15 protein-coding genes are annotated in these 14,904 nt (G+C 64.2%); 11 read left to right on the top strand and 4 right to left on the bottom strand.

The genetic code is table 11. The features are described 5' to 3' along the window. Positions 1–269: 269 nt before the first annotated feature. A complete protein-coding gene (locus ACR9YP_RS19125) occupies positions 270–1,469 on the top strand; it encodes a TrmJ/YjtD family RNA methyltransferase (RefSeq protein WP_091889080.1) in 1,200 nt (399 codons plus the stop codon). Positions 1,470–1,594: 125 nt separating this feature from the next. On the opposite strand, the gene ACR9YP_RS19130 is transcribed toward ACR9YP_RS19125, so the two are convergent. Beyond that, entirely contained in the window at positions 1,595–2,254 is a 660-nt protein-coding gene (locus ACR9YP_RS19130; RefSeq protein ID WP_474220812.1) for a TetR/AcrR family transcriptional regulator, read from the bottom strand. Between the two features lie 247 nt (positions 2,255–2,501). Between ACR9YP_RS19130 and ACR9YP_RS19135 the strand changes: the two genes are divergently transcribed. The 3 genes from ACR9YP_RS19135 (at position 2,502) to ACR9YP_RS19145 (ending at position 5,170) form a co-directional block, all read left to right on the top strand. After that, a complete protein-coding gene (locus ACR9YP_RS19135) occupies positions 2,502–3,044 on the top strand; it encodes an OsmC family protein (protein WP_091889076.1) in 543 nt (180 codons plus the stop codon). A 37-nt stretch (positions 3,045–3,081) separates the two neighbouring features. Further along, a complete protein-coding gene (locus ACR9YP_RS19140; RefSeq protein ID WP_474220813.1) occupies positions 3,082–4,215 on the top strand; it encodes an acyl-CoA dehydrogenase family protein in 1,134 nt (377 codons plus the stop codon). Between the two features lie 76 nt (positions 4,216–4,291). Continuing rightward, the gene (locus tag ACR9YP_RS19145) at positions 4,292–5,170 is read left to right on the top strand and encodes a sulfurtransferase (protein ID WP_474220814.1); all 879 of its coding nucleotides are present in this window, start codon (positions 4,292–4,294) and stop codon (positions 5,168–5,170) included. A gap of 188 nt (positions 5,171–5,358) precedes the next feature. On the opposite strand, the gene ACR9YP_RS19150 is transcribed toward ACR9YP_RS19145, so the two are convergent. Then, on the bottom strand, positions 5,359–7,293 hold the full coding sequence (locus ACR9YP_RS19150) for a sigma-54 interaction domain-containing protein (RefSeq protein ID WP_474220815.1): 1,935 nt from the start codon (positions 7,291–7,293) through the stop codon (positions 5,359–5,361). Positions 7,294–7,452: 159 nt separating this feature from the next. Between ACR9YP_RS19150 and ACR9YP_RS19155 the strand changes: the two genes are divergently transcribed. The 4 genes from ACR9YP_RS19155 to cynS all read left to right on the top strand — a co-directional run bounded on the left by ACR9YP_RS19155 (position 7,453) and on the right by cynS (position 11,332). Beyond that, the gene (locus ACR9YP_RS19155) at positions 7,453–8,835 is read left to right on the top strand and encodes a CmpA/NrtA family ABC transporter substrate-binding protein (RefSeq protein ID WP_474220816.1); all 1,383 of its coding nucleotides are present in this window, start codon (positions 7,453–7,455) and stop codon (positions 8,833–8,835) included. 166 nt (positions 8,836–9,001) lie between these two features. Then, positions 9,002–9,841: a nitrate ABC transporter permease gene (ntrB, locus tag ACR9YP_RS19160; RefSeq protein ID WP_474220817.1), complete on the top strand. Its 840-nt coding sequence runs from the start codon at positions 9,002–9,004 to the stop codon at positions 9,839–9,841. A 4-nt stretch (positions 9,842–9,845) separates the two neighbouring features. Beyond that, entirely contained in the window at positions 9,846–10,769 is a 924-nt protein-coding gene (locus ACR9YP_RS19165) for an ABC transporter ATP-binding protein (protein ID WP_474220818.1), read from the top strand. A gap of 74 nt (positions 10,770–10,843) precedes the next feature. Next, positions 10,844–11,332, top strand: a complete 489-nt coding sequence (gene cynS, locus ACR9YP_RS19170; protein ID WP_474220819.1) for a cyanase — start codon at positions 10,844–10,846, stop codon at positions 11,330–11,332. Here cynS and ACR9YP_RS19175 read toward each other — a convergent pair. Further along, positions 11,319–12,146: an isocitrate lyase/PEP mutase family protein gene (locus ACR9YP_RS19175; RefSeq protein WP_474220820.1), complete on the bottom strand. Its 828-nt coding sequence runs from the start codon at positions 12,144–12,146 to the stop codon at positions 11,319–11,321. The two genes, cynS and ACR9YP_RS19175, sit on opposite strands and share 14 nt — an antisense overlap. A gap of 104 nt (positions 12,147–12,250) precedes the next feature. Between ACR9YP_RS19175 and ACR9YP_RS19180 the strand changes: the two genes are divergently transcribed. Then, the gene (locus ACR9YP_RS19180) at positions 12,251–13,222 is read left to right on the top strand and encodes a LysR family transcriptional regulator (RefSeq protein WP_474220821.1); all 972 of its coding nucleotides are present in this window, start codon (positions 12,251–12,253) and stop codon (positions 13,220–13,222) included. Between the two features lie 5 nt (positions 13,223–13,227). On the opposite strand, the gene ACR9YP_RS19185 is transcribed toward ACR9YP_RS19180, so the two are convergent. After that, positions 13,228–13,551: a DUF1476 domain-containing protein gene (locus ACR9YP_RS19185; RefSeq protein ID WP_128932894.1), complete on the bottom strand. Its 324-nt coding sequence runs from the start codon at positions 13,549–13,551 to the stop codon at positions 13,228–13,230. A gap of 319 nt (positions 13,552–13,870) precedes the next feature. Between ACR9YP_RS19185 and purC the strand changes: the two genes are divergently transcribed. Beyond that, positions 13,871–14,638, top strand: coding sequence for a phosphoribosylaminoimidazolesuccinocarboxamide synthase (gene purC / locus ACR9YP_RS19190; RefSeq protein WP_173015815.1), 768 nt, complete (start codon positions 13,871–13,873; stop codon positions 14,636–14,638). Between the two features lie 15 nt (positions 14,639–14,653). Next, positions 14,654–14,893 carry a phosphoribosylformylglycinamidine synthase subunit PurS gene (gene purS / locus ACR9YP_RS19195; protein WP_091889056.1) on the top strand — a complete coding sequence of 80 codons (240 nt, stop codon included), beginning with the start codon at positions 14,654–14,656 and terminating at the stop codon, positions 14,891–14,893. Positions 14,894–14,904 lie beyond the last annotated feature (11 nt).

A 14,904-nucleotide genomic window follows, 5' to 3' on the forward strand; every position in this document is an offset into this window, starting at 1 on the left:
CGCCGCGCGGCGGGCGAAAGCCAAGGGATTATGCACTTTTAGCTCATCCAGCTTCCGCAGACGGGCAGCGGCAGCCCGCCCTCGGCCGGACCCGGGTCATGTTCCAGGCGAGATTCAAAAGTCGAATCCAACCCGTTATTTCCCTTGAGAATTTTGTCAGGACAGGCAAACGACAGGCGGACGGGGCGGCCCGCCCGGTGGGCCGGCTTGAATCAACTCCTGAAGTGGCCTCTGCAAGGCCTTGAGAGACAGCGTGAAAGCGAAGCGAGATGTCGGGGACTGACAAGAGCAAGGCGGGGCTTTCTCTCGATGGTCCCATCGTGATCCTGGTCGAGCCGCAGCTCGGGGAAAACATCGGCATGGCCGCGCGCGCCATGGGCAATTTTGCCCTGAGCCGGCTTCGCATCGTCAATCCCCGCGACGGCTGGCCCAACATCGCGGCCCAGCGCGCCGCCGCCGGCGCCGATCAGATTCTGGAAAAGGTCGAATTGTTCGAGACGGTCGAGCAGGCGGTCGCCGATCTCGACCTGTTGTTCGCCGCCACCGCCCGCGCGCACGACCAGGCCAAGCCGGTGGTCGGGCCGGAAGCCGCCGTCGCCGAGATCTCGGGGCACATCGCCACCGGGGGCAAGGCCGGTATCCTGTTCGGCCGCGAGCGCTGGGGCCTGACCAACGAGGAGGTCGGGCTCTCCAACCGTATCATCACCTTCCCGGTCAATCCGGGCTTTGCCTCGCTCAACCTCGCGCAGGCCGTGCTGCTGGTCGGCTATGAATGGTTCAAACGAGCCACATCCGGCGAGCTGCCGCACGCCATGCCGGAGCGGTCCGAGCGCGCTTCGCAGCACCAGATGCAGGCCTTCTTCGACAACCTCGTGCGCGAGCTCGACAAGGTCGAATTCCTGCGCCCCGCCGAGAAGCGCGACACCATGCTGGTCAACCTGCGCAACATCTTCAGCCGGATGGAGCCGACCAAGCAGGATATGCACACGCTCCACGGCGTGGTGATGGCGATCGCGGAAGGGCGCAAGGGCCCGGCCAAGGGCGGCGTGCTCGACGGCGAGCAGGCCACGCGCCTGCGCGCGCTCTTGGCTGAGCACGGGCAGGGCGGCGGCGTGCCCGACAGCGGCTCGACCGTGCGCGGCCTCGCCCGCCTGCTCCGCCGCAACCCGACCGATGCCGAGCGCCTGCTCTGGCATGCGCTGACTCGCGACCGGCGCTTCGCCGGCCAGTTCAAGCGCCAGACCCCCGTGGGGCGGCATATCCCGGATTTCGTCTCATTCCCGCACCGGATCGCGATCGAGCTGGTCAACCCGGGCGAGGGCGAGACCATCGCCGCCGACCGTGCGTCGCGGCGTGTGTGGCTCGAAGCGCGGGATTATCGTGTGCTGGAGATCCGGGCGGCGGACGTCGAGCGCGATCTGGAGGCGGAGCTGGTGCGGCTTGCCGGGATGATGGCGCAGAGCGCGTAGGTCTCGTCGCGCATCGGTCTTGTAGGGTGGCAAAGTGTAGCGTGCCCACCATGTCGATCGGCAATGTTGAGACAGGTGTCGTGGGCACGGCGCTGCGCGCCTTTGCCCGCCCTACGGATTCGGACCTACACTGCCTCTAGCTGGTCCGCCGCGCGCTTCTTTTTCGTCTTCGACTGGCTGAGCAGGGGACTTGCCGCGAGCGCGGCCGTATCCGCGACGCCCGGATCGCGCGAGACCATCGCCGCGACGATGGCGCCGTCGATGATGAGGCCGAGCTGGTGCGCGAGCACGGTGGGCTCGCTGGAGCCGAGCTCGCCGGCGAGCTTCTCGATGTGGCCGAGCACGATTTTCTTGTGCCTCAACGCGATGTTGCGGAACAGCTTCTGATCCTTGTCGTGCTCGCCGACGGCGTTGATGAAGGGGCAGCCGTAGAAGCGTTCTTCGGCGAACCAGCTCTTCAGCGCGGGGAAGATGCGCGTCAGTTTCGCCTGCGCGTCGCCGCCGCCTTGCTCCATCGCGCCAATGAACCATTCGCGCCACTGCTTGCCTTCGCTCTCCAGCACCGCGTTGACGAGGTTGGTCTTGGAGCCGAACAATTTATAGAGCGTGGTCTTCGCGGTGCCGGCTTCCTCGATGATCGCATCGATGCCGGTGGCATTGATGCCGTTCTTGCAGAACAGATGGGTCGCGGCGCTCAGCAAACGTCCGCGCGCGGACTCGTCGTCGCCTGCGCCAGCACCGGCGTGCGGCGAATTCGTTTTTTTCTTCGATGACGTCTTAGCCATGGACTCGAACTTACCCGCAGCTGCGCCGCATCAGCAAGCCGCATCTGTTCGGCGCCGAAAAGATTCGCATGCGCAAGCGCATCTGCTTCGCCTTTAAGCAAGCTGCGGCTGATCAATCCGCAGGCAGGGACACCTAAGCGGCTCCAATGCTTCGCGTTTTGTTTTCGGCTTGCTGTGGCACGCTCCATGCAAGGAAACAGACCGTTCGGTATCCTGCCGATTTTCACTTCTGCCAGGGAGAAGACTGATGACTGCCGTCGTTCAGAAGACAGTGCTGACGGGGTGCCTCGCGCCCATCGATAAGAATGGCCTCGAGCAACTGATCGCGAGCGGCAAGGCCAATCCGAAGGTCGTCAAGACCTTGAAGTGCAAGACGGTCGCGGAGGGAAAATTCCGCCACGCCAACTACATCCGCAATTTGCCGCCCTACATCGTCGACGAGCCCCCGGGGCTTCTGGGCGACGATACCGCGCCCAATCCGTCGGAAGCCTCGCTCGCCGCGCTCGGCTCCTGCCTCGCCGTCGGTCTGCACGCCAACGCCGTGCATCGCGGCTGGATCGTCAACAAGCTCGAGCTGGAGCTCGAGGGCGACCTCAACATCACTGCGGTCTGGGGCACCGGCGACACCTCCGACAAGCCGGTCGGCTTCACTGACGTCCGCGTCAAGGTCGACATGGAGTGCGAGGGCATCGCGCCGGACGAGATCAACGCGCTGGTCGCCCATGTGAAGAAATGGTCGCCGGTCGCCAACACCTTCACCCGTCCGGTCAATCTCGAGGTTGGCATTTAGAAGACAGCAATCAGCAACTGGGGTGCGGGAGACGATCATGGGTTCACTGGCTTTATCGCGGGTCGACGTTTTGGATCATCCCGCACCGTCCATTGCAGGAGAGGTGGCGCGGATCGCGCGGGAGCAGCTCGCGCCGCTCGCTGCCGGCGTCGACGCCGGCACGGTCTATCCGGCCGAGGTGCTGCGCAAGTTCGGCGCGGTCGGCGCCTGGGGCAGTCACGTCCCGCACGAAGGCCCCGCGGATCTGCGCTGCGCGATCCAGGCGATGGCTGTTATCGGCGAGGTCTGCGGCGCCACCGCCTTCATGGCCTGGTGCCAGAACACGCTGGTCTGGTACGCCGCGAACTCAACAAATCTGAAGCTGGCAAAGCGCTTCGGCGACGCCTTCTCGACCGGGCGGGTGCTCGGCGGCACCGGCCTCTCCAACCCGATGAAGAGCTTCTTCGGCATCGAGAGGCTCAAGCTGAAGGGGCGCAAGGTCGACGGCGGCTACATCGTGCGCGGCGCGCTGCCCTGGGTCTCCAATCTCGGTCCTGACCATTACTTCGGCACGATCTTCGAACGCGAGGACGATAAGGGCATCGCAAAAGGCGAGCCTGGCACGGTGATGTTTCTGGCCGACTGCTCCGATCCCGCGATCACGCTGACGCCGTGCAAGCCGTTCCTCGCCATGGACGGCACCGGCACTTATGGCGTCCAGTTCCGCGACGTCTTCGTGCCGGACGAACTGATCCTGGCCGATCCCGCGGGTCCCTTCGTGAAGAAGATCCGCGCCGGCTTCATCCTGCTCCAGGCCGGGATGGCGCTCGGCGTGATCAGGGACTGCATCAACATCATGGACGAAGTCGACAGCCCCCTTGGCCATATCAACCGCTATCTGCCGCAGCAGCCGGTGCATTTTCGCGATCTCGCCGCCGAGCTCGAGACCGAAACGATGGCGCTGGCGCGTGATCCCTACAACGAGGAGGAGACCTACTGGCGCAAGGTGATCGCACTCAGGCTTCGTGCCGGCGAAGTCAGCGTCGCGGCGGCGCATGCGGCGATGCTGCATTGTGGTGCACGCGGTTATCTCAAAAGCCACCGCGCTCAGCGGCGACTGCGCGAGGCCTATTTCGTCGCGATCGTCACGCCTGCCACCAAGCAATTACACAAGATGCTCGCCGATTCCTGATCTTCACGAGTCCACCCGAAGACCACTGCCAAGACGACTGTTAAGACCACCACCAACCTCAACGGAGAGGCTGCCAATGACGGACGTTCTGATCTCTGCCAGCGAACTTGCCGATCTCTTGAAGACCGAGCCCTGTGTCGTCATCGACACCCGCAATCCCGACGCCTACGGCGCCGGGCACCTCCCCAATGCCGTGAATGTGCACGACATCTTCACCTATCTTGCGACCTCGACGCCCGAGGGCATCAACGAGCTCAAGTCCAAATTTGCCGACGCCTTTGGTGCCGCGGGTCTCTCCGGAACGGAGACAGCGGTGGTCTATGAGCAGTCGATGAACTCCGGCTTCGGCCAGTCCTGCCGCGGCTACTATCTCCTCACCATGCTCGGCTATCCCAAGGTCAAGGTGTTGCATGGCGGTTTCGATGCCTGGGCAGCAGCCGGATTGCCGGTCACCAAGGACGTGCCCACGGCGGCGAAGGCCTCGTTCACGATCGTACCTGAGGCGGGCGAAATCCTGATCGACGCCAAGACCATGCTCGGGGCCGTCGGCAAGCCCGGCATCGCCATCCTCGATGTGCGCGACGTTGATGAGTGGATCGGCGACAGCTCGTCCCCATACGGCAAGGATTTCTGCCCGCGCAAGGGCCGCATCCCCGGCGCGGTGTGGCTGGAATGGTACCGCATGATGAAACCGACCGCCGAGGGCCCGCGCTTCAAGTCCAAGGACGAGATTCTGGCCGAATGCGCCACTGTCGGCATCTCGCAGACGACGCCCGTCTATCTCTACTGCTTCAAGGGCGCGCGGGCCTCGAACACGTTCCTGGCGCTGAAGAATGCCGGCGTGAAGGACGTGCGGATGTACTTTGGCTCCTGGAACGAATGGTCGCGCGATCCGTCGCTGCCGATCGAGCAGGGATTGCCGGTTGTGTCGGGGGTCACGACCAAGGCGGCGTGATTGCGTGCCGCTGCTATAGGGCTCGGTCCACCTCTCCCCGACGGGGAGAGGTCGGATTGCGCAGCAATCCGGGTGAGGGGGCGTTGCGTTTGGTGAGACCGTAAGCCCTCACCCGCATCTCTCGATGCGATCCGACCTCTCCCTACGGGAGAGGTGAACCGAGGCGCGCGACCGTGCTTCGCCAAATTCTAGCCGTTGAGACCCGCCCGTGGACGAGGCGCGATTCCCAGCGCCTTGATCCGCGAGGCCAATGTGGTCGGCTTGATATCGAGCATCTCGGCCGCGCCGCCGGGGCCGAAGACTTTCCCTGCGCAGGCTTCGAGCGCCGCCAAAATGTTGGCGCGCTCGTGATCGCGCATTTCCGATGACGTCATGACCGCGGGGCACACATCGGCTTTCGGGCGTGCAGTGCCGCTCGGAGCTTGCGTGCCGGAGGGGTCGGGCAGATCGATGCGCAGCCGCCCGTTCTGAGACAGAATTGCGGCGCGCTCGATCACGTTCTGCAATTCGCGGACATTGCCGGGCCAATCGTAGCGGGTCAGCCGCCGCGCATCGCCTTCCGACAGGCGCAGGTTCGACTTCAACGCCTTGCTCTCGCGCGTCAGGAAATGCTGGGCGAGCAGCGGAATGTCCTCGCGTCGCTCGCGCAAGGGGACGGTCTCGATCGGAAATACGTTGAGACGGAAATAGAGGTCCTCGCGAAACCGACCGCGTTGCACCTCCTGCTTGAGATCGCGATTGGTCGCGGCAATGACGCGCACGTCGACTGCGCGCGTGCGCTCCTGGCCGACGCGTTCGAAATTGCCTTCCTGCAAGACGCGCAGCAGCTTGCCCTGGAGTTCGAGCGGGATCTCGCCGACCTCGTCCAGAAACAACGTGCCGCCGTCGGCAAGCTCGAACCGGCCGATGCGGTCGCGCGTTGCGCCGGTGAAGGCGCCGCGGACGTGACCGAAGAACTCGCTCTCGAACAATTCGCGCGGGATCGCGGCGCAGTTGACGCGGATCAACGGCCGGTCGCTGCGACCTGAGGCTTCGTGGATGGCGCGCGCGATCAGCTCCTTGCCGGTGCCTGATGCCCCGGTGATCATCACCGCCGCGGTGGTCGGGGCCACCAGCTTGACCTGGCGCAGCGTCTTCTGGATCGCCTCGCTCTGACCGATGATGCCGCGGGGATTGGTCTCGATGCGGATTTCTTCCTGGAGATAGGCGTTTTCGAGCTCGAGACGCTCGCGCAGGCGGTCGACCTCGGCAAGCGCGGCATGCAGCTTCTCGTCGGCCTCGCGGCGCTGGCTGACATCGCGAAACACCACGACCGCGCCGACCACCACGCCGCGGTCGCGGATCGGAGTGGAGGTGTATTCGACCCAGGCCGGCGAGCCGTCCTTGCGCCAAAACACCTCGCCGTCGACCTGATGCACGGCACCGTCGCGGAACGCCGCATAGATCGGGCAGTCGTGGTTGTGATAGTGCCGGCCATCATGGTGGGTATGGTGCACGATGGGATGGATTTCCTTGCCGACCAGCTCCTCGGCGGTCCAGCCGAGCATCCGCTCCGCCGCCGGGTTGACGAAGGTGGTCTTGCCCTCGGCGTTGACGCCATAGATGCCTTCGCCGGCCGCGCGCAGGATCAGCTGGTTCTCGCGCTCGATGTCCTGGAATACGCGTTCGACCCGCTGCCAGGTCGAGATGCCGCCGCGCATGTGGTCTTCGGCAGCAGCGTCGACGTTGCGCCGGCGGCGCGCTTCGAGATCGGTGAGGGTGAGCAGCACCAGCGTGCGGCCGTCATGGGGCAGGATGCAGCCGGCATATTCGAGCCTGAGATTTTGCCCGGCGGCATGGCGCGGGGTGAGCGCCGTGGTCCAGTAGGCGCCCTTGTGCAGCACGGCCTGGGTGAACACGGTCAGCGCCGGGAGCTGGCCGGCATGAAGGGTGCTGGCCCTGGTCTGCCGCAACAGCGTGCGGTCGTAGCCGAGCAGGGTGCAGGCCGCCGGATTGGCGTCGATGATCTGATCGCGGGAGGGATCGACCAGCAGCGTCGCCTCTACTGAGGACTCAAACGCCGCGGTGCGCGGATCGATGGTGTCGGCCGCATCGTCGCGGCCGGGCATTGGCGTCATTGCCATTACGAAATCTCGTCATTTGACTACGAGTTTTCGTTTATCACGACTTTTCGTAGCGACCAAACGCTACGGAAAGTGCTGCGTCATCAACGCACTGCCTCGCGATCCGACGATGGCATGCTCCTTGCGTAATTCCTTCTGCAATGACGCGCAGGAGGTCCGATGTCCACATTCGACAATCCGTTTGATCCCGAGCGAAACCTTCGAGCCGGTTGTGTCTGTGGCCAGCACCGATCGGCGGCGGAGCACGAGCAGGCGAGCGCGGCCCTGCGCTGCGACCCGTCGGACAGCGAGGAGACGCGTTACGCGGGCGTTGTCGCCTCCGCGGTGATGCGCGCGATGTTTCCGCAAGATATGGCGCGGCGCGCGTTTCTGAAATCGGTTGGGGCCTCGACGGCGCTGGCCGCGCTGTCGCAGTTCTTCCCGCTTCAGACCGCAACCGAGGTGTTTGCCGAGACTGGCGCGCCCGAGAAGAAGGACCTCAAGGTCGGCTTCATCCCGATCACCTGCGCGACGCCGATCATCATGGCGGCCCCGCTCGGTTTCTATGCCAAGCACGGCCTCAACGTCGAAGTGGTCAAGACCGCCGGCTGGGCAGTGATCCGCGACAAGACGATCAACAAGGAATACGACGCGGCACACATGCTGGCGCCGATGCCGATCGCGATCTCGCTGGGGCTCGGTGCGAACGCCATTCCCTTTGCCGTGCCGGCGATCGAGAACATCAACGGGCAGGGCATCGTGCTGGCGGCCAAGCACAAGGACAAGCGCGATCCCAAGGACTGGAAGGGCCTGAAGTTCGCCATTCCCTTCGACTATTCCATGCACAACTATTTGCTGCGCTATTATCTCGCGGAAGCCGGTCTCGACCCCGATACCGACGTGCAGTTGCGCTCGGTACCGCCGCCGGAGATGGTCGCGAACCTGCGCGCCGACAACATCGACGGCTTCCTCGCGCCCGACAACATCTGCCAGCGCGCGATCTATGACGGCGTCGGTTTCATGCATCTCTTGTCCAAGGAGATCTGGGATGGCCATCCCTGCTGCAGCTTTGCTGCGAGCCGCGAGTTCATCACGACGGCGCCGAACAGCTTTGCCGCACTGACGCGGGCCATCGTCGATGCGACGGCCTATGCGTCGAAGGCGGAGAACCGCAAGCAGATCGCGGAGGCGATCGCGCCGGCGAACTACATCAACGCGCCGGTCACGGTGCTGGAGCAGGTTTTGACCGGCACCTACGCCGACGGCCTCGGTGGCGTGAAGACCGACGCCAAGCGGGTCGATTTCGATCCGTTCCCCTGGCAGTCCTTTGCGGTGTGGATGCTGACGCAGATGAAGCGCTGGGGCCAGATCAAGGGCGACGTCGACTACAAGACGGTCGCCGAGCAGGTGTACCTGGCGACCGATACGAAGAAGCTGATGACCGAGATGGGGCTGTCGCCGCCCGCGAGCAGCTACAAGTCGTTCGCGGTGATGGGCAAGACGTTCGATCCGGCCAAGCCGGAGGATTATTTGGCCAGCTTCAAGATCAGGAAGGCATCGTGAGTAAACTTCTCTCGCTACCGTCGTCCCGGCGAAGGCCGGGACCCATAACCCCAGGGAGATGTTTGGCGAAGACTCATCGTTCGGTGCTGCTACCGATCGCGATCGATAGATTCCGCGGTATGGGTCCCGGCCTTCGCCGGGACGACAGGTGGAGAGGTCTCGCGCAATGAACTCCTCCCTCCGCCTCCGCGCCGGCCTCGTCTCCATCGCACTACTCGCCGCATTCCTCGGCATCTGGCATCTCGCCACGCGCTCGACCGGCGCAACGACAACGATGAGCCCGGAATACGCCAAGCTGATGGGCCTGACCGCGACGCAGGGCAAATCCGCGATGCCCGGGCCGCTCGATGTCGGCGCAAAGCTCTGGGAGCACCTGAGGCAGCCGTTCTATGACAACGGGCCGAACGACAAGGGGCTCGGCATCCAGCTTGCCTATTCGATCGCGCGCGTCGGCACCGGCTATCTGCTGGCGGTGCTGGTCGCCATCCCGCTCGGCTTCCTCATCGGCATGTCGCCGCTGCTCAGCAAGGCGCTCGATCCCTTCATCCAGGTGCTCAAGCCGATCTCACCGCTGGCCTGGATGCCGCTCGCGCTCTACACCATCAAGGATTCCTCGGTCTCGGCGATCTTCGTCATCTTCATCTGCTCGATCTGGCCGATGCTGCTCAACACCGTCTTCGGCGTTGCCGGCGTGCGTAGGGAGTGGATCAACGTCGCGCGCACGCTGGAGGTCGGCACCGTCAGGCGCGCCTTCACCGTGATCCTGCCGGCGGCAGCGCCGACGATCTTGACCGGGATGCGCATCTCGATCGGCATTGCCTGGCTCGTGATCGTCGCCGCCGAAATGCTCGTCGGTGGCACCGGCATCGGCTATTTCGTCTGGAACGAGTGGAACAACTTGTCGATCACCAATGTCATCATCGCGATCCTCCTGATCGGGATCGTCGGCATGCTGCTCGACCAGATCCTGGCGCGATTCACGCGCATGGTTACGTTTCCGGAGTAGGGCAGTGACCGATAAATTCATCTCCATCGAAGACATCGCGAAGCGCTATCCGGGCGCGGGCGGCGCCACCACGACCGTGTTCGAGAATCTCTGGCTGTCGATGGCCCGCGGCGAGTTCTGTTGCGTGATCGGTCATTCCGGCTGCGGCAAAACCACAGTGCTCAACATCCTTGCCGGCCTCGATGCGCCGAGCGAAGGTGCCGTCATCGTCGACGGGCAGGCGATTTCCGGCACCAGCCTCGACCGCGCCGTGATCTTCCAGAGCCACGCGCTTTTGCCCTGGCGCACCGTGCTCGGCAACGTCGCCTATGCCGTCAGCTCGAAATGGCGGAGCTGGGATCGCGCCAAGGTCAGGGCGCACGCGCAGAGTTTCATCGATCTCGTCGGGCTCACCGGCTCCGAGCACAAGCGTCCCTCCGAGCTCTCGGGCGGCATGAAGCAGCGCGTCGGCATCGCCCGCGCGCTCTCGATCACGCCGAAGATGATGCTGATGGACGAGCCGTTCTCCGCGCTCGACGCGCTGACACGCGGCACGCTCCAGGACGAGGTGCGGCGGATTTGCCTCGAGACTGGGCAGACCGCGTTCATGATCACCCATGACGTGGACGAGGCGATCTACCTCGCCGACAAGATTTTTCTGATGACCAACGGTCCGGGCGCGGTGCTCGCTGAAGTCGTCGAGAACCCGCTGCCGAGGGATCGCGGCCGCACCGATCTGCACCGCCATCCGCTGTACTACGCCTTGCGCAACCACATCATCGATTTCCTGGTGACGCGCAGCAAGACCTTTGCCGCCGAGACGCCCGGTCACGATCCGCGCAACGTGCCGGTGGTTCAGATCGGCAAGCCCGGACTGACGATCGCGTCGAATGGCGAAGAGCAACGACAGCCATGGATACCCGGGCCCAGCCCCGGACTCACTGCGTGATTTTATAGACGCATGATCTACGGAAAACCGCTTCACACTTTTCCGGATCATGCTTTTGAAGAGGAGACCCTGACATGAAACGCGAAGACCTCACCGAGAAGCTGCTCGACATCAAGCGCGAGAAGGGCTGGAGCTGGAAGCACATCTGCGACAAGATCGGCGGCTATTCCGAGGTGCTGATCGTTGGCGCGATCCTCGGTCAGATGAAATTGACCAAGCCGCAGGCCGCCAATGCCGGCGAGCTGTTCGGCCTGTCGAAGGCGGAAGTTGCCATGCTGAACGAAGTGCCGATGCGCGGCACCGGCACGCCGATGCCGCCGACCGATCCGCTGATCTACCGCTTCTACGAGATGGTGATGGTGAACGGCCCGGCCTGGAAGGCGCTGATCGAGGAAGAGTTCGGCGACGGCATCATGTCTGCGATCGACTTCGACATGGGCATCGAGCGCGTCGCCAATCCGAAGGGCGACCGCGTCAAGATCACCATGACCGGCAAGTTCCTGCCGTACAAATATTACGGCGCCAGCGGCAACGTGCCGGAGTACGGCTTCAGGGAGGAGTGACCGCGGCGAAGGCGGCGCGCAACTCGCCGACCGGCGCCATGTCGCGAACATAGGTGAAGGATCCCTTGTCCTTCATCTCGCGTGCGCAGTTCAGGAACGCGGCGAGCGCGTAGCGTGACATGGCCCCGCCGACGCTGATGCGCTTGACGCCGGCGGCGGACAATTGCCCGGCCGTCAGCGTCGGGTCGGCAAAGCCCATCACGTGGTTGAACGGCTTTCCGAGCGAGGCGACGACGGTCCGGATCGTGGCGAGATCGTATAGGCCCGGCGCATAAAGGACATCGGCGCCCGCGGCCTCGAAGGCCTGCAGGCGGCGAATTGTGTCGTCGATGTCCTTGCGGCCGTGCAGGAAGTTCTCGGCCCGCGCGGTCAAGGTGAACGGAATTGGCAGCGCGCGCGCCACTTCGACCGCGGCCTGGACGCGCTCGACGGCGTGGGAGAAGTCGTAGATGGGACGATCACGGTCGCCGCTGAAATCCTCGATCGAACCTCCGACCGCGCCAGCCTCGGCGGCGCGCTGAAGCGCTTGGGCGGCACGCTTCGGGTCATCTGCGCCGCAATTCTCGAGGTCCACGCTGACCGGCAGTTCGGTAGCTTCGACGATCGCGCGCGCGTTGGCGAGGATGACGTCGAGGCTGACGCCGCCGCTGCCGAGCATGTTGGCCACCCCGAGGCTCGTGGTCGCCAGGGCCTCGAAGCCCATCGCCGCGAGCAGCTTGGCCGTACCGGCGTCCCATGGATTGGGAATGATGAAGGCTCCGGGCCGCTCGTGCAGTGCGCGAAACGCCGTCGCCTTGTCCAGCTGGCTCGTCATGGCTCGTCTCCGTGTTGTTCGTGCAAGCAGCCTTAGGAGCGTTTCCGTCATCCGCCAAATTTGTTATTCCTTCAGTGATCATCAGTTTCTTGCATGAGGTCGCGATGGACAGTGATGCCCTCAACACCTTCCTGGCGGTGCATCGCAGGGGCGGGATCTCGAATGCCGCGAAATTCCTGCACCGTTCGCAGCCGGCGATTTCGCGCCGTATCGCCCTCTTGGAGCAGGAGCTCGGCGTGCCCCTGTTCGACCGGGTGGCAGGCCGCACCCGGCTCAGCGATGCCGGGCGCGTGCTGATCCCCTATGCCGAGCGCGCGGTTGCCGCGGCGCAGGACGCCGAACAGGCCCGCACGTTGACCAAGCAGAATTCGGGGCCGGTCTCACTGGCCGTGACCGGTACGCTTGCCGACGGCCGCCTCTCGACCATCATGAAGCGGTTTGCGAGGGAAAATCCCGCCGTCACGCTGGCGCTGCAGACAGCGACCAGCGCGGAGGTCAGCGATCTCATCCGGCGCGGCGAGGCCACGATCGGCCTGCGCTACAACACCGACCGCTCCGGCGATCTCGCCTGCGAGCAGGTGCTGAGCGAGGCGTTGCAGGTCGTCTGTGCGCCCGACCATCCTCTGGCCGGAAAGCGCGTGAAGCGCCTCGCCGAGCTGCGCGGCGAGCGCTGGATCGCATTCCCGGAGACTCGCGGGCGTCGCGAGATCGCCGCGGCTCACGTGTTCGCGTTGTTTCTGACGCAAGGGCTTGGCGAAGTCGCGTGGACGGCCGTGGACAGCCTCACCGCGCAGAAGCGGCTCGTGGAATCGGGCTTTGGCCTAGCACTCCTGGCGAGAAGCCACGTGGAGGAGGAGCTGCGTGCGGCCTCGATCGCGACGATCGCCGTGGGCGATCTTGCCGCGAACCAGGACATCGTCCTTGTCACGCGTCGTGGCGGCTTTCTGAGCGCGGCCGCCGATCGCCTGCTCGAGACCATCCGCCGCAACTATGCCGGGCCGGATGTCTCGACCACGCGGGACGCCAGAAAGCGGTCGCCGGCGCGCAAGGGAATTGCGCGCCGGCGACTCGCCTGAACCAGTTACTTCCCGGCCTTCACCTCGGCGGCCGCCACCGCGATCAGCTCGCTCATCTTGGCGCGAATCGCCTGCTCGGTGACGGCGACCTTCTTGGCGGCGAAATCGGCCATGACCTTGCGCAGGACGTCGCCATCGCCGGCCTCCTCGAAATCGGCCGCGACCACCTCCTTGGCATAGGCGGTGGCGGCGTCACCGGTGATGCCGAGCTGTTCGGCCGCCCACAGGCCGAGCAGCCGGTTGCGGCGGGCCTCCGCCTTGAATTTCTGCTCCTCGTCGAGGGCGAACTTCTTCTCGAAACCTTCCTCGCGCTTGTCGAACTCGCTCATGCTTTGTTCCAAATTCCTCTGAATGGAGTGGGAGCCTTCCGTTGCGGCGACCCGGCTGCATGCCTACATAGAGAGCAGAAATAGGCAAAACAACGGGCCGTTAAGCCGCAGGCAAGACGGTATAAGTTGGTGCCGGACGGCCGGATCGATTGTGCTTGGACAGCCAATCGGATAGGTTGCCTAAGGCTTGGTTCCCGTTCTGTTTCCAAAGATTCGAGACGGGTTCCGAGCCGTTCACGGCAGCTCCGCTGTGGGTCCTAATCCTAGTCAACCGGAGCACACCAAATTCATGGATTTCAACAAAACACGGTACATCCCAATGAGCCGTCGGCGTCGCATTTATGAAGGCAAGGCAAAGGTTCTCTATGAAGGCCCGGAGCCCGGTACCCTGATCCAGCACTTCAAGGACGACGCCACCGCATTCAATGCGAAAAAGCATCAGGTGATCGAGGGCAAGGGTGTCCTCAACAACCGGATCTCGGAGTACCTGTTTCAGCACCTCAACGACATCGGGGTGCCGACCCATTTCATCCGCCGCCTCAACATGCGCGAGCAGTTGATTCGCGAGGTCGAGATCGTGCCGCTGGAGGTGGTGGTGCGGAACGTTGCCGCCGGCTCGCTGTCGCAGCGCCTCGGCATCGAGGAGGGCACCCAGCTGCCCCGTTCGATCATCGAATTCTACTACAAGAACGACCAGCTCAACGACCCCATGGTGTCGGAAGAGCACATCACCGCCTTCGGCTGGGCGACGCCGCAGGAGATCGATGACATCATGGCGCTCGCCATCCGCGTCAACGACTTCCTCACCGGCCTCTTCCTCGGCATCGGCATCCGTCTCGTCGATTTCAAGATGGAGTGCGGCCGCCTGTTCGAGAACGAGATGATGCGGATCATCGTCGCCGACGAGATCTCGCCGGACTCCTGCCGTCTGTGGGACATCAAGTCGAACGAGAAGCTCGACAAGGACCGCTTCCGCAGGGATCTCGGTGGCCTGCTCGAGGCCTATACCGAAGTCGCAAAGCGCCTCGGCATCCTCATGGAGAACGAGCGTCCGCAGGGCTCCGGCCCGGTGCTGGTGAAGAGCTGAGAGAGGATCTTTGACGTGAAGGCACGTGTCACCGTTACCCTGAAGACGGGCATCCTCGATCCGCAAGGCAAGGCCATCGAAGGCGCGCTGAAGTCGCTCGGCGTCGACGGCGTCGCCAGCGTCCGCCAGGGCAAGGTGTTCGACATCGAGCTCGCCGGTGCCGACAAGACCAAGGCGGAAGCCGTGCTGAAGGAAGCCGCCGACAAGCTGCTGGCGAATACCGTGATCGAGAATTATCGGGTCGAGATCGTCTAACGCGCGGGCGG

The organism is Bradyrhizobium sp. BR14999 (assembly GCF_056106085.1).

What these genes read in the sequence shown, in the direction of transcription:
- ACR9YP_RS19150 (WP_474220815.1), bottom strand. Translation starts at nt 7,293, where the DNA reads ATGGCAATGACGCCAATGCCCGGCCGCGACGATGCGGCCGACACCATC.
- ACR9YP_RS19155 (WP_474220816.1), top strand. Translation starts at nt 7,453, where the DNA reads ATGTCCACATTCGACAATCCGTTTGATCCCGAGCGAAACCTTCGAGCC.
- purC (WP_173015815.1), top strand. Translation starts at nt 13,871, where the DNA reads ATGAGCCGTCGGCGTCGCATTTATGAAGGCAAGGCAAAGGTTCTCTAT.
- ACR9YP_RS19135 (WP_091889076.1), top strand. Translation starts at nt 2,502, where the DNA reads ATGACTGCCGTCGTTCAGAAGACAGTGCTGACGGGGTGCCTCGCGCCC.
- ACR9YP_RS19140 (WP_474220813.1), top strand. Translation starts at nt 3,082, where the DNA reads ATGGGTTCACTGGCTTTATCGCGGGTCGACGTTTTGGATCATCCCGCA.
- ACR9YP_RS19130 (WP_474220812.1), bottom strand. Translation starts at nt 2,254, where the DNA reads ATGGCTAAGACGTCATCGAAGAAAAAAACGAATTCGCCGCACGCCGGT.
- ACR9YP_RS19185 (WP_128932894.1), bottom strand. Translation starts at nt 13,551, where the DNA reads ATGAGCGAGTTCGACAAGCGCGAGGAAGGTTTCGAGAAGAAGTTCGCC.
- cynS (WP_474220819.1), top strand. Translation starts at nt 10,844, where the DNA reads ATGAAACGCGAAGACCTCACCGAGAAGCTGCTCGACATCAAGCGCGAG.
- ntrB (WP_474220817.1), top strand. Translation starts at nt 9,002, where the DNA reads ATGAACTCCTCCCTCCGCCTCCGCGCCGGCCTCGTCTCCATCGCACTA.
- ACR9YP_RS19175 (WP_474220820.1), bottom strand. Translation starts at nt 12,146, where the DNA reads ATGACGAGCCAGCTGGACAAGGCGACGGCGTTTCGCGCACTGCACGAG.
- ACR9YP_RS19145 (WP_474220814.1), top strand. Translation starts at nt 4,292, where the DNA reads ATGACGGACGTTCTGATCTCTGCCAGCGAACTTGCCGATCTCTTGAAG.
- ACR9YP_RS19180 (WP_474220821.1), top strand. Translation starts at nt 12,251, where the DNA reads ATGGACAGTGATGCCCTCAACACCTTCCTGGCGGTGCATCGCAGGGGC.
- ACR9YP_RS19125 (WP_091889080.1), top strand. Translation starts at nt 270, where the DNA reads ATGTCGGGGACTGACAAGAGCAAGGCGGGGCTTTCTCTCGATGGTCCC.